This window comes from Plantactinospora sp. CNZ321 (assembly GCF_004217235.1).
The window spans coordinates 5,886,693-5,912,413 of sequence record NZ_SHKQ01000001.1 but is presented as its reverse complement, the minus strand read 5'-3'; the positions used below and the strand labels follow the sequence as shown (position 1 = coordinate 5,912,413).

Genomic DNA, 25,721 nt, shown 5'->3' with positions numbered 1-25,721 from the left:
GATGGCCGGAGCCGACACCGTCACCACCCCGACCACGCTCGCCGCACCCGGGCCGCCGGCCCCGACCCCTGCCGGTGGCCGGGGCCCCGGCCGGCTGTCCCGGCTGGTACCGACCGCGATCCTGCTGATCGGGGCGTTCTACTGCCTGCTGCCGGTGGCCTGGGTGGTGGTTGCCGCCAGCAAGGACGCGGCCACCCTCTTCACCAGTTCGACCTTCGCCCCCGGCGACGCGCTGATCGCGAACGTGACCGACCTGTCGACGTACCGGGACGGGCTGTTCTGGCGGTGGATGCTGAACACCGTGCTCTACGCCGGGGTCGGAGCGGCGCTCTCCGCCGCCGTCTCCGGGCTGAGCGGCTACACCCTGGCCAAGTTCCGGTTCCCCGGCCGGTCGGTGGTGTTCAACGTGCTGCTGGCCGGGGTGCTGGTCCCGGGGATCACGCTGGCCGTGCCGCAGTACCTGCTGCTGGCCAAGGTGGGGCTGACCGACACGTACTGGTCGGTGCTGCTGCCCAGCATCATCAGCCCGTACGGCATCTACCTGGCCCGGATCTACGCGGCGGCGGCGGTACCGGACTCGGTGGTCGAGGCGGCCCGGGTGGACGGCGCCAGCGAGATCGGCATCTTCCGCCGGGTGGCGCTGCCGATGATGGTGCCCGGCCTGATCACCGTCTTCCTGCTCCAGTTCGTGGCGATCTGGAACAACTTCCTGCTTCCGTTCATCATGCTCGCCAACGACGAGCGGTTCCCGGTGACGCTCGGCCTCTACACGCTGCTCAACCAGGGCAACACCCAGCCGGCGCTCTACCGGCTGGTGATCGCCGGGTCGCTGCTGTCGATCATCCCGCTGGTGGCGCTCTTCCTCTCGCTGCAACGCTACTGGCGCATCGACCTGCTCTCCGGGTCGACCAAGGCGTAGCGGGTTGTCTCGGGACGGCGGCGGAACCGGGGCGAGCTGTGTCACAAGCTCCGGTGCCGCCGCCGGCTGCCGGCGCGGGGACAATGACAGGGTGACCGCGCCTGATCGCAGCCGTATCCGCCGGACGAGGCCCCGCCCGACCATGGACGACGTGGCGGCGGTGGCCGGCGTCTCCCGGGGCACCGTCTCCCGGGTGCTCAACGGCGGGCACAACGTCAGCGGCCCGGCCCTGGAGGCCGTCCGGCGGGCGATCCGCAAGACCGGTTACGTGCTCAACCAGCATGCCCGGAGCCTGGTCACCCAGCGCTCGGACTCGGTGGCGTTCATCCTCTCCGAGCCGCAGGACCGGCTCTTCGAGGACCCGAACTTCAACATCCTGCTCCGGTGCTGCACCCAGGAGCTGGCCGAGCACGACATCACGCTGCTGCTGACGATCGCCGGCACCCAGGAGGACCGCAAGCGGGTCGGCCGGTACGTCACCGCAGGCCACGTGGACGGCGCACTGGTGGTCTCCACCCACGCCGGCAGCCCGCTGTTGGACGAGCTGGACTCCCGGGGCCTGCCGTTCGTCGTCGTCGGCCGCCCGCTCGGCCGGGACTCCGACGTCAGCTACGTGGCCGCCGACGACCGGGGCGGCGCCCGGCAGATGGTCAGCTACCTGCGGTCCCGGGGGCACCGGACCATTGGCACCATCACCGGCCCGCTGGACACCTCCGGCGGGGTGGACCGGCTCGCCGGCTACCACGACGTGCTGGGCGAGACCGACCCCCGGCTGGTGGTGACCGGCGACTACACCCACGACGGCGGTGAGGCGGCGATGGAGCGGCTGCTGCGCCAGGTGCCGGAGCTGGACGCCGTCTTCGTCAGCTCGGACCTGATGGCCACCGGCGCGATCGCCGCGCTGCACCGGGCCGGCAAGCGGGTACCGGACGACGTCGCGGTCGGCGGCTTCGACGACTCGAAGGTCGCCACCACCTCCGTACCCCGCCTCACCACCGTCCGGCAGCCGTGGGCGCGGATCAGCGCCGAGATGGTCCGGCTGCTCCTCGGCCACCTGGCCGGCGACTCGCACGCCGCGGTCATCCTCCCCACCGAGCTGGTGATCCGGGAGTCCGCGTAACGGCCGGGGTGTCCGGACCCGCCCGGAGCCGGCGCGGTGATCCGGCCCGTTCCGTGGCCGATGATCTGGCACGCTGGAGGGCGTGCTGATGGTGCCGGTACGCCAGCTCGGAGAGGCCGAACGCGGCGCGGTGGAGCGGATCCTCGACCACGACCCCTTCGCCGCCGCGCAGGTGGCCGAGCGGGTCGCCGCGAACGGTCTGTCCTGGTGGCGGGCGGACGGCCGGGTGCTCGGCTACGGCTCGCGGGACAACCTCGAAGCAGTCTGTTGGCTGGGCGGCCAGGTCACCCCGGTCTGCGCCGGTGCAGCGGCGATCGCCGCCTTCGCCGAGGCGCTCGGTGCCGAGGAACGCACCTGCTCGTCGATCGTGGGGCGGGCCGAGGGGGTACTCGGGCTCTGGGAGCGGCTCTCCGGGCGGTGGGGACCGGCTCGGGACGTACGCCCGAACCAGCCGCTGCTGGCCACCGGGGCGGTGCCGCGGGTGGCGCCGGACCCGGACGTGCATCCGGTCCGGGCAGGCGAGATCGAGGCGCTCTTCCCGGCGGCGGTGGCGATGTACACCGAGGAGGTGGGAGTCTCGCCGCTGGCCGAGGATGGCGGGCGGGCGTACCGGCAGCGGGTCGCCGAACTGGTCCGGGCCCGCCGGGCGTACGCCCGGATCGTCGACGGCCAGGTGATCTTCAAGGCGGAGCTGGCGGTCGTCACCCGGCGCACCGCGCAGATCCAGGGGGTCTGGGTCGATCCGGCCTGGCGGGGGCGGGGGATCGGCGTCGCCGCGATGGCGGCGGTGGTCCGGGACGCGCTGGCCCGGGTCGCCCCAACGGTGAGCCTCTACGTCAACGACTACAACGCCCCGGCCCGCCGGGTCTACGAGCGTTGCGGATTCCGCTCGGTCGGCACCTTCGCCACCGTCCTGTTCTGAGCTGCCCCGTTCCGGAGACGGATCGTGGTCTTCTGCTGCCCCTCCAGGGGCAGCAGAAGACCACGATCAACCGTCAGGCGGGTTGTGGGGCTGGGGCGGGGTCGCGGGTTGGGTGGTCGGTGGGCGGGTTCTCGTCCAGCAGTTCGCGGCGGCCGGCCGCGTCGTACGCGGCCCGGTCCAGTACGCCCTCCCGGGCGGCCACCACGGTCGGCACCAGCGCCTGCCCGGCGACGTTCGTGGCGGTGCGGATCATGTCCAGGATCGGGTCGATGGCGAGCAGGAGACCGGCCCCGGCCAGTGGCAGGCCCAGCGTGCTCAGGGTCAGGGTGAGCATCACCAGCGCCCCGGTCAGCCCGGCGGTCGCGGCCGAGCCGACCACCGAGACGAAGGCGATCAGCAGGTAGTCGAGCGGGCTCAGGCCGATCCCGAAGACCTGGGCGACGAAGATCGCGGCGAGGGCCGGGTAGATGGCGGCGCAGCCGTCCATCTTGGTGGTCGCGCCGAACGGCACGGCGAACGCCGCGTACTCGCGCGGCACGCCGATCCGTTCCACCGAGCGCTGGGTCACCGGCATGGTGCCGACCGACGAGCGGGAGACGAAGGCCAGCTCGATCGCGGGCCAGGTGCCGGCGTAGAAGCGCAGCGGGTTGAGCCTGCCGGCGACGATCAGCACCAGCGGGTAGACCACCAGCAGCACGATCGCGCAGCCGACGTAGACGGCGGTGGTGAACTTGGCCAGCGGCGCCAGCAGGTCCCACCCGTACGCCTCGACGGCGTGCCCGATCAGCCCGAGGGTGCCGATCGGCGCGAGCCGGATCAGCCACCAGAGCGCCTTGTGGGTGATCGCCAGCAGCGCCCTGTTGACGTTGACGAACGGCTCGGCGGCGGCGCCGACCAGCAGTGACGCGACCCCGGCGACCACGGCCAGGAAGACGATCTGGAGCACGTTGTTCTCGACGAACGCGCCGACCGGGTTCTCCGGGATGATGCCGGTGAGGAAGTCGGTCCACGAGCCGGTCCGCTCCGGTGCCTGGGCACCGGCGACGTCCAGGGTGACGCCCCGGCCCGGGTTGGTCAGCAGGCCCAGCCCGATACCGACGGTGACCGCGATCAGCGCGGTGATGCCGAACCAGAGCAGGGTCTTCAGGGCCAGCCGGGCGGCGTTGGCCACCCCGCGCAGGCTGACCACGCTGACCACCAGGGCGGTGAAGACCAGCGGCGGTACGGCGAGCCGCAGCAGCTGGACGAAGATGCCACCGATCTCGTCGAGGGTGGTGCCGAGCCAGGAGATGTCGGCGGCCCGGGCCAGGTAGCCGAGCGCGATGCCGAGGACCAGACCGGCGAGGATCTGTGCGGAAAATGGAATCTTGCGAATGGCGGAGAATACCGAAGTCATCGAACGGAATCCCTACATCTGGATCCGGCGGCGCGGTCTGCTGGCCGGGGGCACGCCGGATCTGCGGTCTGCGGTCGGCGGGACGGGTCAGCCGAGACAGCAGCCGCTGGCCTGTAGTCGCAGATCGACATAGAGGCGCACGGTCAGAAACCAGACGTTGGTCATCGTCAGGAGACGATACGACGCCGCAGCCGGCAATGAAAGGACAGGTCTCCGTGAGGCGCCTTACAGCTACCGGCTGAGGCTCCCCATCGGTGGCCCATCCCGCTCCCGGTCGGCGGCGCCGTCAGTGAGGTTCGGGATCGTGGGTGTGGAGACGACCAGCGTGGCGGGTGGCCGGGTCAGCGCCATGGTCAGCGCGGTGGCGACTGCCCAGCCGGCCAGGTCGAGCAGGAGCAGCCGTTCGACCGCACCCATCAGGACGCTCCGGCCGACCAGCAGCATGGCGAGGCCGGCGACCGCCGACAGTGGCAGCGCGACCGCGGCGGCGATCGCCGAGATCCGGCGCAGCGGCCGGGCCGCCCCGGTCGTCCCGGCCACCGCCAGCATCGCGAAGACCGTGCCGGCCACCGCCGCGACGCTGGCGCCGCCGTGCACCAGGTCGGCCAGGGTCACCTGGTCGAAGGGCGGCAACGGGCAGGCGGAGCGGCAGCTCACCCCGGCCGAGACCACCGTGGCGACCGCGCTGGCCACCAGCAGCCCGGCCGCCAGCCGCAACGCGGCGGGCAGGGCCGCGCCGAGCAGTACCAGCCCGGCGGCGGTGGCCAGTAGCCCGACCCGGTACGGCCAGAGCGTCGTACTTCCCGACGCGCCGGCCTCGCTGACGTAGGCGGCGAGTTCCGAAGCCGGACCGGCGGCCACGGCGACGGCCACCGCGACGGTGCCGAGCAGCGTGCAGGTCGCGGCGGCGAGCGCGACGGCCGGCCGGCGGACGCCGCCAACCTCCCGGCGGGTCACCGCACCTTCCCCGCGGGTCACCGCACCTTGCCGGCGGGTCACCTCAACCTTCCGGCGGGGCACCTCGACATCCCGGCGGGTTACCTCGACCTCCCGGTGGGGCACCTCGACCTCCCGGCGGGTCATCTCCCGGCGGCCGGTCGGACGACCGGGCCATCGACATCGGTCTCCCGGAGGAACTGTGCCTGCGCCATGCGGCCAAACCTATCCCGCCGCCGGGCCGCCGGTAGAAGATCCGCTGGGCAGGCCCTAAAGTGTGGGTCCATCACCACGACCCGCCGGTTCGCCGGTGCTGCCTGCCGGGGGCACAGGTCGTGGCCGACCAGCCCCTGCACGGGCCGGAGTGACGAGCTGAGGCGGACATGCGACTTCCGGACGGGCTACCCGCGGACATCGATCTGACCCGGCCCAGTGCCGCCCGGGTCTACGACTACTTCCTCGGTGGCGCACACAACTTCGAGATCGACCGGCAGCTCGCCGAGCAGATCGCCGGGATGACACCGAACCTGGCCGAGACGATGCGGGCCGGTCGGGCGTTCCTGCGCCGGGGCGTACGGATGCTGGTCGACGAGGGCATCGATCAGTTTCTCGACATCGGCTCCGGCATCCCGACCGTAGGCAACGTGCACGAGGTCGCCCAGGCGCTCAACCCGGCCGCCCGGATCGCGTACGTCGACATCGACCCGGTGGCGGTGGCGCACAGCCGGTCGATCCTGGCCGGCAACGAACACACCGGGGTGATCCATGCCGACCTGCGGGAGCCGGAGCGGATCCTGGCCGAGGCCGAGAAGCTGGGCGTGATCGACTTGCGCCGCCCCGTCGCCGTACTGCTGGCCGGGGTGGTGCACTTCATCCCCGACTCGGACGACCCGCAGCGGATCCTGGCCACCCTGCGCGCCGCCACGGTGCCCGGCAGCTACCTGCTGATCTCGCACTCGACCTACGAGGACCAGCCTCCGGAGATGCTGGACGCGCAGCGCCTCTCCGCCCGGACGTCGACCGAGATCACACTCCGTTCCCGGGCCGAGATCACCGCGTTCTTCGGCGACTTCACCCTCGTCGAGCCCGGGGTGGTGCACATGCCGCTGTGGCGACCGGACGAGCCCACCGATCCCGGCGAGCACCCGGAGCGGCTCGGCGCGTTCGGCGGCGTCGGCCGGCACGACCGCGACGCGGGCTAGCGGTGTCGACCTCGGCCGCCGGAGCCGGCGGCGACGAGTCGGCGGACGACGAGCCGCCATTCTCCGCCGCTGGCCCGGGCGTCGACCAGCCCGGCGCGCAGCGGTACGCGGAACGCTGGGCGCGGGAGGTGGCCAGCTGCGGGTACGTGCCGACGAGTACCGCCGAGAACCGGCGACAGATGCTGGCACACACCGTACGGCTGGCCGAGGCGGTGCTGGCCGAACCGTTCACCCCACAGCCCGGGTACGAGGTCGGCCGAGCCCTGGTCGAGGCGCACCTGACCGGGCCGGACGTGCTGGACCGGTCGGTACGCGCCCTCGGCGAGCGGTTCCGCCGGGTCGTCCTGCCGGACCTCCCCGAGCCGGTGGCGACACCCCGGATCGCCGCCCTCCAGGGCACCCTGTCGGCGGGATTCGCCGGTGCGCTGCGCCAGCGGACCCTCGGTCAGCAGGAGCGGATCGCCCAGTCCGTCTTGGAGGCCCGGGACCGGGTCGAGCGGGCTCTGCGGGACAGCGAGGCGCGGTTCCGGGCCGTCTTCGTCGACGCCGCGATCGGGATCGGCATCGCCGACATCGACGGGCAGATCGTCGATGTCAACCCGGCCTTCGCCGAGCTGCTCGGCTACTCCATCGCCGAACTGCGTGAGATCAACGTGGCCGCGCTGTTCCATCCCGACGACGCGGCCGGGATGTGGGAGCTGTACCAGGAGCTGATCGAGGGCAAGCAGGACGCCGTACGGGTCGAGAAGCGCTACTACCGCAAGGACGGCAGCGCGGTCTGGACCGATCTCGCGGTCTCGCTGATCCGGCACGACGACGGGCGACCCCGGTTCACCGTGGCGATGGTGGAGGACATCACCGAACGGCACGAGCTACAGCAGCGGCTGCGCTACCAGGCCCTGCACGACCCGTTGACCGGGCTGCCGAACCGTACCCTCTTCTTCGACCGGCTCGGCGAGCTCTTCGCCACCGGCGCGCCGGACGACCGGGTCGGGATCTGCTTCCTCGACCTCGACGGCTTCAAGGCGGTCAACGACAGCCTCGGGCACGACCTGGGCGACAACCTGCTGGTCACCGTCGCCCGGCGGCTCGCCGACTGCGTGGCGGAGCAGGGGCACCTGGTCGCCCGGATGGGCGGCGACGAGTTCGTGATCCTGATCGACCACAACGCCGGCTGCCGGGCGGTCAAGGCCGTGGCCGACCTGGCGTTGGCGGCGGTCGCCGAGCCGGTGCAGGTCGGCGAGCACCGGCTGTCGGTGTCGGCCAGCATCGGCGTGGTCTCCGGGCCGCTCGCCACCACCTCGGTCGCCGAGCTGATGAAGGCCGCCGACGTCACCCTCTACTGGGCCAAGGCCGAGGGGCGGAGCCGGTGGGTGAGCTACGACCCGGCGCGGCGGGCCCGCGAGCAGACCCGGTCGGCGCTGATCGCCGGCATGTCCACGGCGCTGCAGCGGGGCGAGTTCATGGTCGAGTACCAGCCGATCGTGACCCTGGCCGACGAGGCGATCTGTGCGGTGGAGGCGCTGGTCCGGTGGCGACATCCGGAGCTGGGGCTGCTCGGCCCGGACGGCTTCATCGGGCTGGCCGAGGAGACCGGGCTGATCGTCGAGCTCGGCCGCTGGGTGCTGACCCGGGCCTGCGAGGCGGCCAGCCGATGGCACCGGGAGTTCCCCGACGCCCGGCTGGTGATCAGCGTGAACCTGGCCGCCCGGCAGGCCCGGGACCCGGCCGTCGTCGGCACGGTCTCGGACGTGCTGCGTCAGACCGGGCTCCCGGCCGACCTGCTGCAACTCGAACTGACCGAGAGCGCGGTGATGGCCACCGCCGGCGAGCCGCTGCCCGCGCTGCGCCGGCTGGCCGCCCTCGGGGTACGCCTCGCGATCGACGACTTCGGCACCGGCTACTCCAACCTGGCGTACCTGCGCCGGCTGCCGATCCACAACCTCAAGCTCGCCGGCCCGTTCGTCGAGGGGATCCGGTCCAGCGACCGGCAGGGCCTGGTGGACGGCCGGATCGTCGACGCGCTGGTGCGGCTCGCCCACGCGCTCGGGTTGACCGTCACCGCCGAGGCGGTGGAGACGCCCGGCCAGGCGGACCAGCTCCGGGCGCTCGGCTGCGACGCCGCCCAGGGCCGCTACTTCGCGGCGCCGGCGCCGGAGGGCGAGATCACCAGGTGGCTGACCGCCCGCGCCGAGCGACGTCGGGACCGGGTCACCTGATGTCAGCAGGCAGCAGTCAGCGGCCAGCAGTCAGGTGCCGGGTGGCGGCGCCGGGTGGCGGGTGCGGCGTGACCGGCGGCGGTAGGGCACCCTGGGGAGCGTGGACGTGACCGACACCGAGTCAGTGGTGACCCTCCTGTGTGGCGTGGCGATCGTGATCGGCGTCTGCGGGGTGATCGTGCCGATCATCCCCGGGCTGATCCTGTGCTGGCTGGGCGTACTGGTCTGGTCGTTCTTCGGTGACGGCGAGGGGTTCGGCCGATGGGTGGTGCTCGGCCTGGCCACTGTGATCACGCTGCTCGGCAGCACGATCAAGTACCTCTGGCCGGGGCGGAACCTGAAGCGCAGCGGGGTGCCGACGAGTTCCCTGCTCGCCGGGGGCGTACTCGGGCTGGTCGGCTTCTTCGTGGTGCCGGTGGTCGGGCTGGTGCTCGGCTTCGTACTCGGGCTCTGGCTCGCCGAACTGGCCCGGCTCGGGGACGCGAAGCAGGCCTGGCCGTCCACCCGGCACGCGCTGTCGGCGGTCGGGCTCGCCCTGCTGGTCGAGTTGGCCGCGGCGCTCGGCATCACCGCCGTCTGGCTGGTCGGCCTCGTCCTCACCTGATCCTGGCGAGGCGGATCCGCAGACCCTTGCCGGTGCCAATGCGAGTGCGAGCGCGAGCGCGAGCGCCTGTGCCTGTGCCTGTGCGGACGCGGTGCGGTGCGGCGGCGCGGGGCGGGCGCTGGCACGACCTGCGCCGTACCTGATGAGAGAGGTGACCGCGCCCCGCGCCGCCGCGGGAGGCCGGGTTGTCCGAGAACCCGGCGTCGGGCCCCGGGTGGGCCCGTTCGGGTCCGGCGATGCCGGACCGGCGCGCCGGGCTTGCGCGATGCCGTCCGGTCAGGCCAGGGACCCGGCACGTCGGCATCGACGTGCGGTGTGCGGTTCCTGCCTTGTCACGGCTCTGATCATCCTCGGCGTAACGCCGGGTCGGCAACGCAATTACCGGCGTCGGTGCCCACGCTGCGGAGTCAAGTCGCCTCAACTGAGGGTGATGTCCAGTTCGGGTACGTGCTCGGTGGCGGCGGCCAGCACCGCGTCGGTGAGCGTCGGCGGCAGGCCGGCCAGGGTCGCCAGTCGGTCGACGGTTACCTGCTGCCGGCCGAGGAGTTCGACCGCCCTGCCGAGCAGCGACGGCTGCTCGCGGGGGCCGAGGTCGCCCGGCTCCGGAAAGCCCCACTGGGCGAGCAGCGCCATCCCGCGCCGGTAGGTGTGCTCCCGGTAGACGCCGAGGTCGTGACCCCGGTAGACCAGCGCCTTCAGGCTGATCCCCCAGCGGCGCTTGACCTCGTGCAGCCGGTCGAAGTCGAGCCGGGGCGGCAACTCGTCGCGCAGTACGGCGCTCGGGGCAAGGAACTCCGAGGCGAACGCGGTCGCCTGCCGCTCCAGAAGCTGGCTGCCCGGCTCGGCGTCGTGGTGCATCAGCAGGTGACCCAACTCGTGCGCGGCGTCCATCCGGGACCGGGCCCGATCGTCCTTGCCCGGGTTGAGGAAGACGAACGGCCGCTGGCCGTACCAGTGCGAGAACGCGTCGACCCGTTCGGAGACGTCCGGCAGGGCGAGCACGATCACGCCGGCCGACTCCAGCAGCCGCACCATGTGCGGTACCGGGGCGCCCCCGAGGCCGAACGCGTCCCGGGCGGCGACGGCGGCGGCGCGTACGTCGGCGGGGCCGGTCGGCTCGGCCAGCTCCAGGTGCGGCAGGCGCAGCCGGGGGAGTCGGAGCTGGCGTTCGACCACCTCCACCACCCGCCAGGCGAGTTCGCCGAACGCCTCCGCCTGGTCCCGTTCGGCCTGGCTGGTCGTGCGCAGGCTGCGGAAGTGCGCCTGCCCGGAGGTGACCGGGACGGGAAAGCCGGCGGCGAAGAACTCGACCGGCATCGAGAGCGCCAGGGCCAGCCGGGCCAGCGTGGCCGCCGACGGGCGGGCCTGGCCCAACTCGTACTGGCTGACCGCCGCGGCCGTCACCCCGACCTGCCGGGCCAACTCGTTCTTGCGCATCCGCCGCCACCGGCGGGCCAGCGCCAGCGCGTGCGGCGCGAACGCGGCGGCGGCTGCGGCGGCGGGTACCGGCGGTCGGAGCCGACCCGTCACGCGGACCGCTCGCCCGGACGGCCGAATGCCGGGCCGAACGCATCGGACCGGCCGCTCCGGTCGTCGGGCTGGATGGCCAGCAGGTCCAGCTCGGGGATCGGCGGCTCATCGATGCGGGGCTGCGGCACCGCCCCGGCCACGACCGGCAGCGGTGCCCCGGCGGTGGCCGGCTCACCGAACCAGAGGCGTACCTCGAACCAGGGCGAGCCGCTGTCCCGGTTGTCCCGGGGCAACCCGATGTAGGCAACCGCCTCGCCGGTGACGATGTCGCCGGTGTGCGCGATCCGGATGTGCCGCTTCGGCGGTACCACCTCGGCGAAGACCTCGGGGAACTGTCCCTCGTCGTCGAAGGCGAGCTGCCCGTCGCGGCTGTTCTCCACCGCGCCGCCGAGCCGGGCCTCGCTGCCCTCCCAGCGGATCGACTCGATCCCACCCTGCAGCGAGTAGAGCCGGACGACGTAGCCGGCGCAGAGGATCTCCAGCGAGTTGTCCTCCAGCCGGACCCGGATCCCGTCCACCCCGTCGAACTCGGCCTTGCCCAGGTTGGTCAGGTTGCGCCAGACGGTGGTGCCGAAGCTCATCGCGTCGTCGCCGAGCTCCGGCTCGTGCCGGTCCGCGGCGCGCCGGTAGACCTGCTGGATCAGCCGACCCAGCCGGTCCAGCACGCCCCGCTCGTCCAGCGCCGCCACCGCTTCGCCCAGCAAGCTCATGCGGGAAAACCTAGCCGATGCCCCGGATGATATTGCCAAAATCAAGTGCCGACACGCCACGACTGGCAGCGGTCCGACCCGCCACGGCTGCGAGCGGTCCGACCCGCCACGACTCGGAGTGCTCCGACAGGCGGGCGGCTGCGAGCGCTCCGACAGACGGCTGCGAGCGCTCTGACAGCCGGGAGTGCCAACCTGCCGGACAGGAGGTGTAGCAGAGAATGATCTTTATCGAGGTGATCGCCGTCAAGGGGCGGCTAGACCCGGCGGAGCGCGCGCGGGTGGCCAGGCGACTCGGATCGCTGGCGGAGTTGGGGGGTGGTTCGGATGGTTCGCAGACGCAACCCGGCACGGCGGAGGTCTTCCGAACGATGTTCCAGGTGGTGATCCACGAGCCGGAGGTGTGGGTGACCGGCGAGGAATTGGTCACGTCCGCCGATCCGGCCCGCTACGTCGTCCGGGCGTATGTTCCCGCACCCTGGCGCAAGGACCTCAGCCAGGTGCTCATCACGCACGTGACGAGGGTGCTCTCCGAGGCCGGCGGTGGGACCCCGGCCGAACCGGCGGGTGCGGCCGCCGCCCGGGTGCAGGTGCACGTGCTCGGCGTCACGGAAGGGTCCATCGGGATCGGCGGCGAGGCCAGGACCTCCACCGACCTGGTGGACATGCTGGGTGCGCCGTACGAGGCGGACCTCGCCGCCGGACGAGCGGTCCGGGACCCGCTCTGCGGGGTGATCATCCCGCTCAACGAGCACGCCGTCACCCTCGAAATCGCCGGTACCCTGTACGGCTTCTGCTGCCGGGGGTGTCGGGACGCCTTCCTCGCCAAACGGGATGCGGAGGGCGTGCCGGTGTGAGGACTGGCCCGCCGCCTCAGATGTCGCCGACCAGCTCCAGCGCACCGTCGCGGTCCAGGCGTCTGCCCCGGTCGTACGCGGTCCGGTAGCCGGCGCTGCCCAGCATGGCCGGTAGGTCCCGGGTCAACCGGAGCACGTCGGGGTTTCGGGCGCTCGGCGCCCCGGCCAGGGCATGTGCGGCGCCGAGCACCTGGGCCGCCTGCGCCGACCGGCCGGAGCGCCGGAGCAGATCGGCCACTCCGACCCCGACCATGGCCACCATCGGCAGGTCGGGCATGGTGAGCGCGAGCGCGTACGCCTGGCCGAGGTGTCGAGCCGCCGCGTCGAGATCGTCGGTGGCGACGGCGAGCCGGCCCGCTCCGGCTGAGTACAGCGCCCGGTACGCCGGGTCGCCGTCGACGTCGGCCAGTTCAAGGAGGTGTTTCGCCTCCCCCAGGTCTCCGTCGTACCGGGCCAGGTCCGCCAGCCCGAGCCGGGCCAGCGCGACGTGCCGGGTCGACGGTGCCTGGTCGAGCACGTCCCGCAGTTCGTCGCGGGCTGTCGCGAGATCGCCCGCGTCGATCCGGACCATCGCCGCCCAGACCCGCTGGTCGGCGTCGGTGCCGAGAACGCGGAGCAGCGCCATCGTCTCGTCCAGTGCCGCGACCGCCCGGTCGTAGTCGCCGGCCGACAGGTGGGTGGAGGCCAGCGACATCAGCGACAGGGCCAGGCCCCAGCGGTCGCCGGCTTCGCGGAAGCCGGCGACCGCGTCGGTCAGCGCCTGACGACCGGCGTGGGCGTCACCGGCCGTGCCGAGCAGGAACGCCCGGGCCAGCCAGAGCATCGCCCGGGTCCACGGCTCGGGGTGGGACAGGTGCCCGTCGAGGGCGGAGATTCCGGCGCCGAGATCGCCGTCGACCAGGGCGAGCAGCGCCCGGGCGAGCGCGGCCACCGGCCCGGTTCCGGATACCGGCCCGGCCACCGCCGACGCGTCGGCGAGGTCGCCGGCGAGCATGGCGCTGAGCAGGAAACTCGCCACCGCATCCAGCCGGACGTCCTCAGGCACGGCGCCCGGCACCCCGAGCGCGTCGCGCAGCCGGCTCGCCCCCTCGGCGTGGTCGCCGTGGATCGTCCAGAACTGTCCGAGGGCGGCGCCCAGACGTACGGCGGTCGCGGCGTCGGCGTCCTCGACCGCGAAGCGCAGCGCGGTGCTCAGGTTCTCGCGTTCGGCGGTGAGCCGGGCGATCCACGGAAGCTGGTCGGCGCGACGCAGGTGCGGAGCGGCCCGTTCGGCCTGGTCGAGGTAGCACGCGGTGAATGCGGCCCGGGCAGCGGCCAGCCGGCCGGTGTCGGTGAGGCGTTCCAGGCCGTACGCCCGGATCGTTTCGAGCATGCGGTAGCGGCCGCGGCCGGCGTCGAACTGGAGCAGGGACTTGTCGACGAGGGCGTGCAGGAGCTCCGAACCGATCCCGACGTGCTCCGCGGCGGACGCGGTCAGGCTCGTGGGGAACACGGCGAGCCGTTCGGCCGCGTCGCGCTCCGCCTCGTCGAGCAGGTCCCAGCTCCAGGAGACGACCGCGCGCAGCGTCCGGTGCCGGGGTAGGGCGGTGCGGCTTCCGTGGGCGAGCAGCGTGAACCGGTCGTCGAGCCGGGCGGCGAGATCGGTGACGGACATCGACCGGAGCCGGGCGGCGGCGAGTTCGATCGCCAGCGGCAGGCCGTCCACCCGGCGGCAGATCTCGGCCACCCTCCGATCCGCAGGAGGGTCGGGTTGGACGGACCGGGCCCGATCGGTGAACAGCCGTACCGCGTCGGCCGGGTCGAGCGGCGGCACCGGGCAGATCGCCTCGCCGGGGATGTTCAGCGGTTCGCGGCTGGTGGCGAGCACCCGCAGTCGCGGACAGCGGCCGAGGAGGTCGGCGGCGAGCCGGGCGGCGGCGTCGACGAGATGTTCGCAGTTGTCCAGCACGAGCAGCGGCTCCCCGACGGACAGCACCTCGACCAGCCTGGTCGGCAGGTCGGCGGTGACCCGGAGGCCGAGCGGGGCCGCGACGGCCCGGGGGACGTCGTCGGGATCGGTCACCGGGGCCAGCTCCACCAGCCAGGCCGGACCGGGCAGGTCGGCCAGTACCGTACCGGCGAGCCGGGTCTTGCCGACCCCACCCGGCCCGACCAGCGTGACCAGCCGGTACGTCCGGAACTGCTCCGCGATCCGTCGCCGCTCGGTGTCCCGGCCGACGAAGCTGGTCAATGCCGCCGGCAGGTTGCCCCGGGCAGGCCGGCCCGCTTCCGCCTCCGCGCTCTTCTCCGGTCCGGCGTTCTGGTGGCCCCGCCCGGTGACCGCGGTCGGCTCGCCGCGTAGCAGCATCAGGTGGATCTTCCGCAGCTCCGGCCCGGGGTCGTTGCCCAGTTCGTCGGCGAGCATCCTCCGGTACGCCTCGTAGGCGGCGAGCGCCTCGGCCGGCCTGCCATCGGCCTGCAGTGCCCGGATCAGCAGCACACGCAACCGCTCCCGCAGCGGGTACGTCGTGGTGAGCTGCTCCAGCCTGGCGATGGCCGGTCCGGCGGCGCCGGTCGCCAGTTCCGCCGCCAGCAGGTCTTCGTCGGCCGTCAGCCGCAACTCCCGCAGCCGCGCGATCACCGCCCCCGCGTACCGGGTCTGGGCGACGTCGGCCAGCGGATCCCCGCGCCACAGCGCGACCGCCTCCCGCAGCCGGGCGGCGGCGAGTGGCGCGTTCCCACCGTCCAAGGCTCTGCGGCCCTCCCGGGCCAGCCGCTCGAACCGGAACGTGTCCACCGAGGCGGGCGCGACATCGAGCAGGTAGCCGGTCGGTGTCGAGCGCAGCACCGACCCGTCGGGTAGGGCGTGCCGCAGTCGGGACGCGAGCGAGTGCAGCGCGTGCGTCGGCCGTCGGGGCCCGCCGTCCGGCCACAGCGCCTCGACGAGGGCCTGGGTGCTGACGACCCGGCCGGGGTCCAGGGCGAGCCGGATCAGCAGCGCGCGTACCCGTACCCCGCCGACGTGCATCGGCGCGTCGCCGGCCACCACCTCCAGCGGTCCCAGTAGACCGATCCGCATGACACCACTGTGCCACCGCCGTGCGGTCGTCCCGGACGGCCACCCGGATGTTGGCGCCGGACCCGGGCAGCGTCCGGCGGCGGCTATCCCGAGCGCAGGGCGGCGATCGCGGTCGGGGCATCGACGTGCACCCGCTCCCGCAGCAGGGCCAGCACACCCAGGGCGGCAAGCGCCCGGCGATGCTCCGGGCGGATCCCGGACAGGTGCACCGTGATGTTCCGGTGGTGCAGGTCCTCGATCGCGTCGCGCAGGGCCAGCGCGCCGGAGGCGTCGATCGCGGTGACCCGGGACAGCCGCAGCAGCACCACGTCGACCCCGTCGACCCGGGAGAGCGCGTGCCGGAGACGGTGCGCGGCGGCGAAGAAGAGCGGTCCGCTCGGCCGGTACACGGCGAGATGCGGCAGGTGTTCGCCGTGCGGCACCTGGTCGACCCGCATGGAGCCGGCGACCTTGCGCAGGGCCAGGCCCCCGGCGACGATCAGGCCGAGGAGCACCGCGGCCACCAGGTCCAGCAGCACCGTCGCGCCGGCGGTGAGCACCAGGACGAGCGCGTCGGAGCGGCCGGCCCGGACCAGCGCGCGCAGCACGCCGACGTGCACCATCCGGACGGCGGTGGCCAGCAGCACCCCGGCCAGCGCCGCGATCGGGATGCCGGCGACCAGCGGGGCCGCGGCGAGCATGACCACCGCGAGGACGAGGGCGTGCGACAGGGCGGCGAGCCGGGAGACCGCTCCGGCGCGTACGTTGACGGCGGTCCGGGCGATGGCGGCGGTGGCGGGTACCCCGCCGAAGAGCGGCGTCACGATGTTCGCGATGCCCTGCCCGAACAGCTCCCGGTCCGGGTGGTGCCGTTCACCGCGCCGCATCCCGTCGGCCACGGTGGCGGAGAGCAGTGACTCCAGGGCCGACAGCGCCGCGACGGCGACCGCCGAGGTGAGCAGCATCCCGACGGCGTCCAGCCGGAGGAAGGCGAGCGTCGGCTGGGGCAGCGTCGACGGCAGCGCGCCGATGCGGGCGACGTCGATGTGCCACACCTGGGCACAGACGGTTGCCGCCCCGACCGCGAGCAGGGCGGCGGGCACCTGCGGCCGCCACTTCAGCACGACCAGCACCAGGACCGCGACCCCGACCGAGAAGGCCGCCGACGGCCAGTGCGGGTGCGCGGCGAACGCCGCCAGCGCACGTACGGCAATCGACAGCACCTGCTCGCCGTGCGCCGGCACCCCCAGGGCGGCCGGCACCTGTTGCAGGAAGATGACGATCGCGATGCCGGCGGTGAAGCCCTCCACCACCGGGGCGGGTACGAACCGGACGTAGCGTCCGGCCCGGACGATCGCGAGCCCGACCAGGATCAGGCCGGCGAGCAGGCCGACGGTGAGCACCCCGCCGGGTCCGAACTGCGCGACGATCGGGACCAGCACGACGGTCATCGCCCCGGTCGGCCCGGACACCTGGAGGTTGGAGCCCCCGAAGACGGCCGCCAGTGCACCGGCGACGACGGCGGTCACCAGCCCGGCGGCGGCACCGAGTCCGGAGGCGACGCCGAAGCCGAGCGCCAGCGGCAGCGCGACCACCGCGACGGTGAGCCCGGCGAGCAGATCGGCCCGGGGGTTGCGGCGTACCGCGGCCAGGTCGGCCCGGCCGGGCAACAGGCCGGCGAAACCCACCCTGTCTCCGGCGTCGGCACCCGCCCGGCCTCCGGCGTCAGCGTTCACTCGGGCTCCACCGTCAGCGACGCCAGCAGTTCGGCCTGGCCCCGCAACATCTCGGTGAGGATGCGCCGGGCGGCCCGCATCAGGTCGGCCACGTCCGGGCCGGCCAGCGCGTAGACGACGGTCGCGCCGTCCCGGGTCGACACCACGATCCCGGCCCGGCGCAGCACCGCGAGCTGCTGGGACAGGTTGGAGGCCTCTACCTGGGTCTCGGCCAGCAGTTCGCGTACCGGTCGGGGACCCTCGCCGAGGAGTTCGAGCACGCGTATCCGGATCGGATGCCCGAGCATCCGGAAGAAGTCGGCCTTCGCCTGGTACAACGGAACTTGCATGTGTGCAATTGAAGACTTCTTCAAATAGACACCTCGACCCGGGGGTGGCGATCGTGATCTCGGTCACCCGGCGCACATCAGTTGACGTGGATCTTCGGAAGGCGCACGATCTCGGGCAGAGGCGTGACGCCGGTCACACCTTGCGTCCCGCCCTGGATCCGGACGAAGGAGACGCCGATGAGGGCCCGAATTCCAGCACTGAGCCTGGAGGCGCTCCGGGTGGCCGTCGACGGCGGCGAGATCGACACCGTGGTGCTCGCCCTGGCGGACATGCAGGGGCGGTTGCAGGGCAAGCGGTTCCACGCGCCGTACTTCCTCACCGACGTGCTCCGGCGCGGCAGCGAGGGCTGTGACTACCTGCTCGCCGTCGACGTGGAGATGAACACCGTCGACGGGTACGCGATGTCGAGCTGGGAGCGCGGCTACGGCGACCTGGCCATGGTCCCCGACCTGAGTACGCTGCGCCGGGTCCCCTGGCAGCCCGGCACCGCGATGCTCCTGGCCGACCTGCGCTGGCCGGACGGCAGCGGAGAGGTGCTCGCCTCGCCCCGGCAGATCCTGCGCCGCCAGCTCGACCGGCTCGCCGGGCACGGGTTGACCGCGTACGCCGGCACCGAGCTGGAGTTCGTGCTCTACCGCGACTCGTACGAGGAGGCCTGGCGCCGGGGTTACCGCGAGCTGACCCCGGCGAACCTCTACAACGTGGACTACTCGCTGCTCGGTACCGCCCGGGTCGAGCCGCTGCTGCGGCGGATCCGCACCGAGATGGCCGGCGCCGGGCTGACCCCGGAAAGTGCCAAGGGCGAGTGCAACCTCGGCCAGCACGAAATCACCTTCCGGTTCGCCGACGCCCTGACCTGTGCCGACAACCATGTCGTCTACAAGAGCGGGGCCAAGGAGATCGCCGCCCAGGAGGGCATGTCGATCACCTTCATGGCGAAGCCGAACGAGCGCGAGGGCAGCTCCTGCCACATCCACTTCTCGCTGCGCCGTGCCGACGGGCGGTCCGCGATGCTCGGCGACGGTCCGGCCCGGCTGTCGCCGACCGGCACCCGGGTACTGGCCGGGCTGCTGGCGACGATCCCGGACTTCAGCCTCCTGCTGGCGCCGAACGTGAACTCGTACAAGCGGTACCAGCCCGGGTCGTTCGCCCCGACAGCGCTGCGCTGGGGCGCCGACAACCGCACCTGCGCGCTGCGGCTGGTCGGGCACGGCCAGGGGCTGCGGGTGGAGAATCGGCTGCCCGGTGCCGACGTCAACCCGTACCTGGCGATCGCGGCGCTGGTGGCGGGGGCGGTGCACGGGATCGAGGCGGAGTTGGAGCTGGAGCCGGAGTTCGTCGGCAACGCGTACGCCGACGAGTCCGCGCCCCGGGTGCCGGGTACGCTGCGGGACGCCCTCGGCCGCTGGACGGCGTCGCCGCTGGCCGCCGCCGCGTTCGGGGCCGAGGTGGTGGCGCACTACGCCAACCAGGCGCGGGTGGAGTTGGCCGCCTTCGACGCGGCGGTGACGGACTGGGAACTGCGCCGCGGTTTCGAACGCCTCTGAGTCGACGCCCGGTGACGAGACGTCGACGCCCGGTCGAGGTGACCCTCTTCCGGAGTCGGACTGCCCCGGCTATCGACCACGGGCCGGAACATCGGCGAGGATGCCGGAAGCGCGCCGGTGCCTGCCGAGCCGGCGCACGGGCCGGTGCAGGGGTCGGCGCAGGGGCCGGTGCAGGGGCCGGCGACGGAAAGGAGCCGCGATGGCGCTGAGTGATCGACTGGCCGGGCGGGTGGCGGTGGTGACCGGGGCCGGCAGTGGGATCGGGCTGGCCACCAGCCGCCGGCTCGCCGCCGAGGGGGCATACGTGGTCTGCGTCGACATCGCGGACGACGCCGGGCGGACCGCCGCCGACGAGGTGGGCGGCGAATTCGTGGCCTGCGACGTGAGCGACGAGGCGCAGGTACGCGATCTCTTCGACCAGGTCGCGGCCCGGCACGGCCGGATCGACATCGCGTTCAACAACGCCGGCATCTCGCCGCCGGAGGACGACTCGATCCTGGAAACCGGCCTGGACGCCTGGGAGCGGGTGATCCGGGTCAACACCACCAGCGTCTACCTCTGCTGCAAGTACGTCATCCCGCACATGTTGCGCCAGGGCAGCGGCTCGATCGTCAACACCGCCTCCTTCGTCGCGCTGATGGGGGCGGCCACCTCGCAGATCGCCTACACCGCCAGTAAGGGCGGGGTGCTGGCGCTGACCCGGGAGCTGGGCGTGCAGTTCGCCCGGCAGGGGATCCGGGTGAACGCGCTCTGCCCGGGGCCGATCATGACCCCGTTGCTGCGGGAACTCTTCGCCGAGGACCCGGAGCGGGCGGCCCGGCGGCTCGTGCACGTGCCGATGGGGCGGTTCGGCGAGCCCGTTGAGATCGCCGCCGCGGTCGCCTTCCTGGCCAGCGACGACGCCTCGTTCATGACCGCCGCCCAGTTCGTGGTCGACGGAGGGATCACCGGCGCCTACGTCACCCCGCTGTGAGGCTCCGGGTGACCTGCCGCCGGGTGTCGTACGGGTCACCGAGGCGTGAGCGCGGCCGGGCGGCGACGTTAGGCTGGAAGTCATGACCGTCCGTGCGCCGTTGACCCCTGGCACCCTCTCCCCGTGGCGCCAGGTGCCCTCCCACATCGTCCGCCCCGAGTACGTCGGCAAGAAGCGGCCGAAGGAGTGGCGCGGCTCGCACGTCCAGTCCGCCGAGACGATCGAGAAGATGCGGGTCGCCGGCCGGATCGCCGCCCAGGCCACCCAGCTCGCCGGTGAGCACTGCAAGCCCGGCGTCACCACCGACGAGATCGACCGGGTGGTGCACGAGTTCCTGATCGACCACAACGCCTACCCCTCCACCCTCGGCTACAAGGGCTTCCCCAAGTCGTGCTGCACGAGCCTCAACGAGGTGATCTGCCACGGCATCCCGGACTCGACGGTGCTGATGGACGGCGACATCATCAACGTCGACGTGACGGCGTACCTGGACGGGGTGCACGGGGACACCGACGCCACCTTCTGCGTCGGCGAGGTGGCCGAGCCGGCCCGGCTGCTGGTGGAGCGGACCCACGAGGCGATGATGCGCGGCATCCGGGCGGTGGCACCGGGCCGGCAGATCAACGTGATCGGCCGGGTGATCGAGTCGTACGCCAAGCGGTTCGGCTACGGGGTGGTCCGGGACTTCACCGGGCACGGTATCGGCGAGGCGTTCCACAGCGGGCTCTACGTGCCGCACTACGACAGCCCGCGGCCGACCGACGTGATGGAGCCGGGGATGACGTTCACGATCGAGCCGATGATCACCCTCGGCACCCACGAGTACGACGTCTGGGAGGACGGCTGGACCGTGGTGACCAAGGACCGGCGCTGGACGGCCCAGTTCGAGCACACCATCCTCGTCACCGAGGATGGCCACGAGATCCTCACCCTGCCGTGACGGGCCGGCACCCGTGACCGACGCGGCCGTGTCGGTCGGCGAGCCCCACCACGCCGACGTCTCCGGCGGCTGGCTGCGTCCCGCCGTGTTCGGCGCGATGGACGGGCTGGTCACCAACATCGCCTTGATCGCGGGCGTCGGCGGCGGTGGGGCCGCGTCGCACACCATCGTGCTGACCGGCTTCGCCGGGCTGGTCGCCGGGGCGATCTCGATGGGGCTCGGCGAGTACACCAGCGTGCAGTCGCAGAACGAGCAGGTGGCCGCCGAGGTTGCCAAGGAGCGCCGCGAGCTGGAGCGGAACCCGTCCGGCGAGGCCCGGGAACTCGCCGATGCCTGGGTGCGGCGAGGGCTGCCCCGGGACCTCGCCGAGCAGGTCGCGGACGTACTCCGGCACAACCCGGAGGAGGCGCTGCGGGTACACGTCCAGGAGGAGCTGGGAGTCGACGTCGACGAGCGGCCCAGCCCGTGGACCGCCGCCTTCTCGTCGTTCCTCTGCTTCTCGGTCGGGGCCGTGGTGCCGCTGCTCACCTACCTGCTCGGCTTCTCCAACCTGTGGCTGGCGCTCGGGGTGGGCGGTCTCGGCCTCTTCGTCGCGGGTGCGGTCGTCGCCCGGTTCACCAACCGGAGGTGGTGGGTCAGCGGTGGCCGACAACTACTGCTCGGCGCGGCGGCCACCGCCGCGACGTACCTGGTCGGCCGGCTCGTCGGCGTCGGCGTGAGCTGACGGTACGTCGATCGGGCGGTCCGCCGCCGGGCCGGAGGTCGCCGTGCTCCGCTGACCTACCCGGGCGGGGAGGGACGCCGTTCGAGTCGGAAGACCCGGATGTCGCGTCCGCCGGCCCGCCGGACATAGGTCCGGTACGCCGGCCACTCGGCGACCAGCAGCCCCCACAGCCGCTCCCGTTCGGCGCCGGTGACCGGCCGGGCCTGGACCGGGATCCGGTTGCCGTCGACGGTGACCGTGGCGTTCGGCTCGGCGAGCAGGTTGAGCGCCCAGGCAGGCTGCTCGGGGCGCCCCCAGTTCGAGCCGGTCACCACGAACGCGTCGCCGTCGGGCACGTAGAGCAGCGGGTTGCTGCGCGGTCGCCCGGACCGACGCCCGGTGGTGGTGATCAGCAGCGACGGCACCACGCCGAGCGCCACCACCCGGCCCCGGGTCAGCCTGGCGACCAGCCGGTCGGCCGGGACCAGTAGCGGCGTGCAGGCGGCGAACCAGCGTGCGTGGCCGAGTCGGCGTACGGCCCGGCCGAACGCCGAGACCGGTCTTTCCAGAGCGGACATCGGTACAGTGTGCCGGCTGACGCCCGCCCCGGTGGCCCGCACCGCCGTCCGTCCTTGCGAAGACCGCGGGCAGACTTCCCCACGCCCCGCCCCGCCCCGGTCGGTTCGGTCGGGCCCGGTCGGTTCGGTCGGCCCGGTCAGGTCGGGCGGCCCGGGAACGGCACCGTGGCCGGGTTGACCCCGGCCGTCCTGCGCCACCGGGTGGCCCGGACCGCCGCGTCGGTGAGCCCGTTCAGCGCCCGGGTGCGGTCGGCACCTTCGGTCGCCGGCAGCGCGGCCCGCCAGACCGCCGCGGTCCGCTCCTCGACCTCGACCGCCAGTCGCAACGCGCTCGCCTCGTCGGTGACCGCGAACGGCAGCTCGTACGCCGGCTCGGCCACCGGCACCGGACCGCCCCGTTCGGTGAGGAGCAGCACGAGCCCGTCCCGCCGGCTGCGGTGTGCCGCCTCGGCGGAGCGGGCCTGCTCGGCGGCGCCATCCGAGAGCCGTACCCCGACCAGCCCGTACGCGTAGATCGCCGCGTGCTCGGCGGCCAGTGCCGCCGCCAGCGCCTCGGACATCAGACCGCCTTCCCCTGGTCCCGCTCTCCCCGGGGCCGGTCGCCGCGCCCGGTCACCGGAGCACCTCCAGGTGCGTCGCCCGGGCCGCGGCGATCGAGCCGACCAGCGCGGCGCGGTCGGCCGGCGCCCCGGCGCAGGCCTGCGCGGCGGCCTCCCGGCCCTGCCGCTCGGCCTCCCGCAACTGGCCGAGGAGCGCCGTGGAGGACCCGGCGCCGGGGTCGGTGCCGGGGACGGTGGCGGTGGGGCTCGGCAGGGCGGTGCCGGTCACCCGGGACAGTTCCGCGGCGTGCGCCCGGTGTGCCTCGGCGACCGGGCGGAGCCGGTCGGCCAGGTCGGGAAACGCGGCGATCGCGGCCTCGTGCCGGGCGGCGAGGTCGAGGGCACCGGTGATCAGCGGCGCCAGTGGGTCCGGTGGCGGCGGATCGGGCTCGCCGCCGAAGAGCCCACAGCCGCTGAGCGAGCCGGTGGCACCTACCAGCGCCGCCAGGGCGACGGCCTGTACCACCTCGCGCCGGGACCGCCCCGCCGCGCCGATCGTCTGGTTCGGGTTGCCGCTGCGCACCCGGCAAGTCAACACCATCGGTGCCGCCGACGGGGCCGGCGCGCTCACCGCGGCGTCGTCGGTGCGCCGATCGGGCTCCGGGCCCGCCAGCACGTTACGCTCTGCGCAGCCGCCGGACACGTCAGTCCGGTGGCACGCTGGTATGGCTGCCGGACGGAACCGGCGATCACGAGGGAGGCGCGGAGATGACGCAGCGTGGCCGGAACGCCGGTCGGCCCAGGGCGGGTCGCCGGACTCCGGACCGTCCCCGCGAGGACCCGTCCGCGCGTCGGCTCCGGCTCCGTGCCGTGATCGAACCGGTGGTGACCGCCGCCGGCTACGACCTGGAGGACCTCTCGGTGTCCCGGGCCGGCCGGCGGTACGTCGTCCGGGTGGTCGTGGACGGCGACGGCGGGGTCAGCCTCGATGCGGTGGCAGACGTCTCCCGGCTCCTCTCCAAGGCGCTCGACCAGGCGGAGGAGACCGGTGGAGACCTGGTCGCCGGGGAGTACCAGCTCGAGGTGAGCTCGCCCGGCGTGGACCGACCGCTGACCCGGCCCCGGCACTGGCGACGCAACGTCGGCCGGCTGGTCAAGGTGACCGTGCGAGGCCCGGGTGAGCGCCCGGAGCCGGGCGGCGTCGACGAGTGGCCGCCGGCGGCCGGGGACCGGCAGCTGACCGCCCGGGTGGTCGCGGCCGACGACGAGCGGGTAGTGCTGGAGACCGACGCCGGACCGGTCGGCTGGGCGTACCCCGATCTCGGGCCGGGTCGGGTCCAGGTGGAGTTCAGCCGGCTGGACGAGATCGCCGAGGACGATCCGACCGGTGCCGGCGATGATGACTATGACGACGTCGGCAACGGCGACGACGAAGATGTGGAGGGCGAGGAGCGGTGAACATCGACCTCGCGGCGTTGCGCGCCCTGGAGCGCGAGCGGGAGATCCCGTTCGACACGATTCTCGCGGCGATCGAGACGGCGTTGCTGACGGCGTACCGGCACACCGAGGGGGCCCAGGCACACGCCCGGGTCGAGATCGACCGCAAGACCGGTGCCGCCCTGGTGTACGCACAGGAGCAGGACGCCGAGGGCGCGGTGATCCGGGAGTTCGACGACACGCCGCACGACTTCGGCCGGATCGCCGCGATGACGGCGAAACAGGTCATCCTGCAACGGCTTCGCGAGGCCACCGACGAGGTGCACTTCGGCGAGTACGTCGGCCGGGACGGCGACCTGGTCACCGGGGTGGTGCAGGCGCACGAGGCGCGCAGCGAGAAGGGCATCGTCTCGGTCGACCTCGGCAAGGTCGAGGCGGTACTGCCCCAGTCCGAGCAGGTCCCCGGCGAGTTGTACGAGCACGGCCAGCGGATCCGCTGCGTGGTCGTACACGTGGCCAAGGGCTTCCGTGGCCCGCAGATCACCCTTTCCCGATCGCACCCGAACCTGGTGAAGAAGCTCTTCGCCCTGGAGGTGCCGGAGATCGCGGACGGCACCGTGGAGATCGCCGCGATCGCCCGCGAGGCCGGCCACCGGACCAAGATCGCAGTCCGGTCCACCGTGGCGGGCGTGAACGCCAAGGGCGCCTGCATCGGCCCGATGGGGCAGCGGGTCCGGGCGGTGATGAGCGAGCTGCACGGCGAGAAGATCGACATCATCGACTGGTCGGAGGATCCGGCCCAGTTCGTCGGCAACGCGCTCTCGCCGGCCAAGGCACTCCGGGTCGAGGTGGTCGACGCGACGACGCGTACGGCCCGGGTGACCGTGCCGGACTTTCAGCTCTCACTGGCCATCGGACGGGAGGGGCAGAATGCCCGGCTTGCCGCCCGGTTGACCGGTTGGCGGATCGACATCCGTCCCGACACCGAGCAGATGCCGAGCCAGGCGTCGGCGGGACGGCAGGGCGGTCCTGATCACGCGGCCGAGGCGGACGGCGCGATCTCGGCCGGGTAGGGGTAGACTTTCCCAGTGGTACGACGCGCGGAGCCGGAGCGCACCTGTGTGGGCTGTCGGCACCGGGCGCCGGCCGGCCAGCTGCTGCGGATCGTCGCGGTCGGCGATGAGACTGGTCACAGCCTCCGACCCGATCCGACCCGTAAGCTGCCGGGGCGGGGAGCGCACCTGCACCCCGATCCGGCCTGCTTCACGCTGGCAGTGCGGCGTCGGGCCTTCGGGCGGGCGCTGCGTGTCGCTGGCGTACCCGACGCGAGTGAGTTGGCCGAGCACCTCCAAGGCGTCGACGACCACGACCGGCCATCCGGCCGGGCGGGATCGACGCAACGGAACCCGAGCAAGGTAGGACGACCGACATGAGCACACGATGAAGTCCCAGAAATGACCAGGCTTCAAGTGCACGAGTGAGGTCGCTG

General features: G+C 73.1%; 24 protein-coding genes. 14 read left to right on the top strand and 10 right to left on the bottom strand.

The features are described 5' to 3' along the window. Position 1: 1 nt before the first annotated feature. The 3 genes from EV371_RS25480 (at position 2) to EV371_RS25470 (ending at position 2,961) form a co-directional block, all read left to right on the top strand. On the top strand, positions 2–919 hold the full coding sequence (locus EV371_RS25480; RefSeq protein ID WP_130464284.1) for a carbohydrate ABC transporter permease: 918 nt from the start codon (positions 2–4) through the stop codon (positions 917–919). A 91-nt stretch (positions 920–1,010) separates the two neighbouring features. Beyond that, positions 1,011–2,039 (top strand): substrate-binding domain-containing protein, encoded by a 1,029-nt coding sequence (locus EV371_RS25475; protein WP_207230608.1) that lies wholly within the window; start codon positions 1,011–1,013, stop codon positions 2,037–2,039. Between the two features lie 82 nt (positions 2,040–2,121). Then, positions 2,122–2,961, top strand: a complete 840-nt coding sequence (locus EV371_RS25470; RefSeq protein ID WP_130464283.1) for a GNAT family N-acetyltransferase — start codon at positions 2,122–2,124, stop codon at positions 2,959–2,961. Positions 2,962–3,034: 73 nt separating this feature from the next. On the opposite strand, the gene EV371_RS25465 is transcribed toward EV371_RS25470, so the two are convergent. After that, entirely contained in the window at positions 3,035–4,336 is a 1,302-nt protein-coding gene (locus tag EV371_RS25465; protein WP_130466211.1) for a cation:dicarboxylate symporter family transporter, read from the bottom strand. A gap of 252 nt (positions 4,337–4,588) precedes the next feature. Next, a complete protein-coding gene (locus tag EV371_RS25460) occupies positions 4,589–5,440 on the bottom strand; it encodes a DUF998 domain-containing protein (protein ID WP_130464282.1) in 852 nt (283 codons plus the stop codon). A gap of 236 nt (positions 5,441–5,676) precedes the next feature. Here EV371_RS25460 and EV371_RS25455 point away from each other — a divergent pair, with 236 nt between their 5' ends. From EV371_RS25455 to EV371_RS25445, 3 genes are all read left to right on the top strand, one after another. Beyond that, a complete protein-coding gene (locus tag EV371_RS25455) occupies positions 5,677–6,495 on the top strand; it encodes an SAM-dependent methyltransferase (RefSeq protein WP_130464281.1) in 819 nt (272 codons plus the stop codon). Positions 6,496–6,497: 2 nt separating this feature from the next. Further along, positions 6,498–8,714, top strand: a complete 2,217-nt coding sequence (locus tag EV371_RS25450) for an EAL domain-containing protein (RefSeq protein ID WP_130464280.1) — start codon at positions 6,498–6,500, stop codon at positions 8,712–8,714. 100 nt (positions 8,715–8,814) lie between these two features. After that, on the top strand, positions 8,815–9,318 hold the full coding sequence (locus EV371_RS25445; protein ID WP_130464279.1) for a DUF456 family protein: 504 nt from the start codon (positions 8,815–8,817) through the stop codon (positions 9,316–9,318). 417 nt (positions 9,319–9,735) lie between these two features. Here EV371_RS25445 and EV371_RS25440 read toward each other — a convergent pair whose 3' ends face one another. Together EV371_RS25440 and EV371_RS25435 are read right to left on the bottom strand one after the other, a co-directional pair. Then, positions 9,736–10,848 carry an ImmA/IrrE family metallo-endopeptidase gene (locus tag EV371_RS25440; RefSeq protein ID WP_207230607.1) on the bottom strand — a complete coding sequence of 371 codons (1,113 nt, stop codon included), beginning with the start codon at positions 10,846–10,848 and terminating at the stop codon, positions 9,736–9,738. After that, a complete protein-coding gene (locus EV371_RS25435; protein WP_130464278.1) occupies positions 10,845–11,558 on the bottom strand; it encodes a hypothetical protein in 714 nt (237 codons plus the stop codon). Before EV371_RS25435 ends, EV371_RS25440 begins: the two co-directional genes overlap by 4 nt. Before the next feature lie 218 nt (positions 11,559–11,776). Between EV371_RS25435 and EV371_RS25430 the strand changes: the two genes are divergently transcribed. Next, positions 11,777–12,412 carry a YHS domain protein gene (locus EV371_RS25430; protein WP_130464277.1) on the top strand — a complete coding sequence of 212 codons (636 nt, stop codon included), beginning with the start codon at positions 11,777–11,779 and terminating at the stop codon, positions 12,410–12,412. A gap of 16 nt (positions 12,413–12,428) precedes the next feature. Here EV371_RS25430 and EV371_RS25425 read toward each other — a convergent pair whose 3' ends face one another. The 3 genes from EV371_RS25425 to EV371_RS25415 form a co-directional block, all read right to left on the bottom strand. Next, positions 12,429–15,470, bottom strand: a complete 3,042-nt coding sequence (locus EV371_RS25425) for a BTAD domain-containing putative transcriptional regulator (protein ID WP_130464276.1) — start codon at positions 15,468–15,470, stop codon at positions 12,429–12,431. Between the two features lie 83 nt (positions 15,471–15,553). Beyond that, entirely contained in the window at positions 15,554–17,185 is a 1,632-nt protein-coding gene (locus EV371_RS25420; protein ID WP_207230606.1) for a SulP family inorganic anion transporter, read from the bottom strand. Next, positions 17,182–17,514, bottom strand: coding sequence for a metalloregulator ArsR/SmtB family transcription factor (locus EV371_RS25415; RefSeq protein ID WP_130464275.1), 333 nt, complete (start codon positions 17,512–17,514; stop codon positions 17,182–17,184). Before EV371_RS25415 ends, EV371_RS25420 begins: the two co-directional genes overlap by 4 nt. A gap of 177 nt (positions 17,515–17,691) precedes the next feature. Between EV371_RS25415 and EV371_RS25410 the strand changes: the two genes are divergently transcribed. From EV371_RS25410 to EV371_RS25395, 4 genes are all read left to right on the top strand, one after another. Next, on the top strand, positions 17,692–19,062 hold the full coding sequence (locus EV371_RS25410; protein ID WP_207230605.1) for a glutamine synthetase family protein: 1,371 nt from the start codon (positions 17,692–17,694) through the stop codon (positions 19,060–19,062). A 199-nt stretch (positions 19,063–19,261) separates the two neighbouring features. Beyond that, the gene (locus tag EV371_RS25405; RefSeq protein WP_130464274.1) at positions 19,262–20,035 is read left to right on the top strand and encodes a 3-oxoacyl-ACP reductase; all 774 of its coding nucleotides are present in this window, start codon (positions 19,262–19,264) and stop codon (positions 20,033–20,035) included. A gap of 82 nt (positions 20,036–20,117) precedes the next feature. Continuing rightward, positions 20,118–20,975 (top strand): type I methionyl aminopeptidase, encoded by an 858-nt coding sequence (map, locus tag EV371_RS25400; RefSeq protein WP_130464273.1) that lies wholly within the window; start codon positions 20,118–20,120, stop codon positions 20,973–20,975. 13 nt (positions 20,976–20,988) lie between these two features. After that, positions 20,989–21,699 carry a VIT1/CCC1 transporter family protein gene (locus EV371_RS25395; RefSeq protein ID WP_130464272.1) on the top strand — a complete coding sequence of 237 codons (711 nt, stop codon included), beginning with the start codon at positions 20,989–20,991 and terminating at the stop codon, positions 21,697–21,699. Positions 21,700–21,755: 56 nt separating this feature from the next. Here EV371_RS25395 and EV371_RS25390 read toward each other — a convergent pair whose 3' ends face one another. The 3 genes from EV371_RS25390 to EV371_RS25380 all read right to left on the bottom strand — a co-directional run bounded on the left by EV371_RS25390 (position 21,756) and on the right by EV371_RS25380 (position 23,321). After that, positions 21,756–22,256: a nitroreductase/quinone reductase family protein gene (locus EV371_RS25390; RefSeq protein WP_130464271.1), complete on the bottom strand. Its 501-nt coding sequence runs from the start codon at positions 22,254–22,256 to the stop codon at positions 21,756–21,758. A 137-nt stretch (positions 22,257–22,393) separates the two neighbouring features. Beyond that, the gene (locus tag EV371_RS25385; RefSeq protein WP_130464270.1) at positions 22,394–22,816 is read right to left on the bottom strand and encodes a ferritin-like domain-containing protein; all 423 of its coding nucleotides are present in this window, start codon (positions 22,814–22,816) and stop codon (positions 22,394–22,396) included. 52 nt (positions 22,817–22,868) lie between these two features. Next, entirely contained in the window at positions 22,869–23,321 is a 453-nt protein-coding gene (locus EV371_RS25380; RefSeq protein ID WP_130466207.1) for a hypothetical protein, read from the bottom strand. 242 nt (positions 23,322–23,563) lie between these two features. Between EV371_RS25380 and rimP the strand changes: the two genes are divergently transcribed. Genes rimP through EV371_RS25365 form a run of 3 tightly spaced genes read left to right on the top strand, consistent with a single transcriptional unit; the run spans position 23,564 to position 25,665 of the window. Next, entirely contained in the window at positions 23,564–24,253 is a 690-nt protein-coding gene (gene rimP / locus EV371_RS25375; protein WP_130464269.1) for a ribosome maturation factor RimP, read from the top strand. Next, complete coding sequence (gene nusA / locus EV371_RS25370; RefSeq protein ID WP_130464268.1) at positions 24,250–25,305, top strand: transcription termination factor NusA; 1,056 nt, start codon at positions 24,250–24,252, stop codon at positions 25,303–25,305. The genes rimP and nusA overlap by 4 nt, the downstream gene beginning before the upstream one ends. Positions 25,306–25,320: 15 nt before the next feature. After that, complete coding sequence (locus EV371_RS25365) at positions 25,321–25,665, top strand: DUF448 domain-containing protein (RefSeq protein ID WP_130464267.1); 345 nt, start codon at positions 25,321–25,323, stop codon at positions 25,663–25,665. The last annotated feature ends 56 nt before the right edge of the window (positions 25,666–25,721 follow it).

Bases quoted from the DNA above. Each gene is read 5' to 3' on its own strand.
- EV371_RS25480 (WP_130464284.1), top strand. From the start codon at position 2: ATGGCCGGAGCCGACACCGTCACCACCCCGACCACGCTCGCCGCACCC.
- EV371_RS25460 (WP_130464282.1), bottom strand. From the start codon at position 5,440: ATGACCCGCCGGGAGGTCGAGGTGCCCCACCGGGAGGTCGAGGTAACC.
- EV371_RS25455 (WP_130464281.1), top strand. From the start codon at position 5,677: ATGCGACTTCCGGACGGGCTACCCGCGGACATCGATCTGACCCGGCCC.
- EV371_RS25435 (WP_130464278.1), bottom strand. From the start codon at position 11,558: ATGAGCTTGCTGGGCGAAGCGGTGGCGGCGCTGGACGAGCGGGGCGTG.
- EV371_RS25430 (WP_130464277.1), top strand. From the start codon at position 11,777: ATGATCTTTATCGAGGTGATCGCCGTCAAGGGGCGGCTAGACCCGGCG.
- EV371_RS25425 (WP_130464276.1), bottom strand. From the start codon at position 15,470: ATGCGGATCGGTCTACTGGGACCGCTGGAGGTGGTGGCCGGCGACGCG.
- EV371_RS25415 (WP_130464275.1), bottom strand. From the start codon at position 17,514: ATGCAAGTTCCGTTGTACCAGGCGAAGGCCGACTTCTTCCGGATGCTC.
- EV371_RS25410 (WP_207230605.1), top strand. From the start codon at position 17,692: ATGAGGGCCCGAATTCCAGCACTGAGCCTGGAGGCGCTCCGGGTGGCC.
- EV371_RS25405 (WP_130464274.1), top strand. From the start codon at position 19,262: ATGGCGCTGAGTGATCGACTGGCCGGGCGGGTGGCGGTGGTGACCGGG.
- map (WP_130464273.1), top strand. From the start codon at position 20,118: ATGACCGTCCGTGCGCCGTTGACCCCTGGCACCCTCTCCCCGTGGCGC.
- EV371_RS25390 (WP_130464271.1), bottom strand. From the start codon at position 22,256: ATGTCCGCTCTGGAAAGACCGGTCTCGGCGTTCGGCCGGGCCGTACGC.
- EV371_RS25385 (WP_130464270.1), bottom strand. From the start codon at position 22,816: ATGTCCGAGGCGCTGGCGGCGGCACTGGCCGCCGAGCACGCGGCGATC.
- rimP (WP_130464269.1), top strand. From the start codon at position 23,564: ATGACGCAGCGTGGCCGGAACGCCGGTCGGCCCAGGGCGGGTCGCCGG.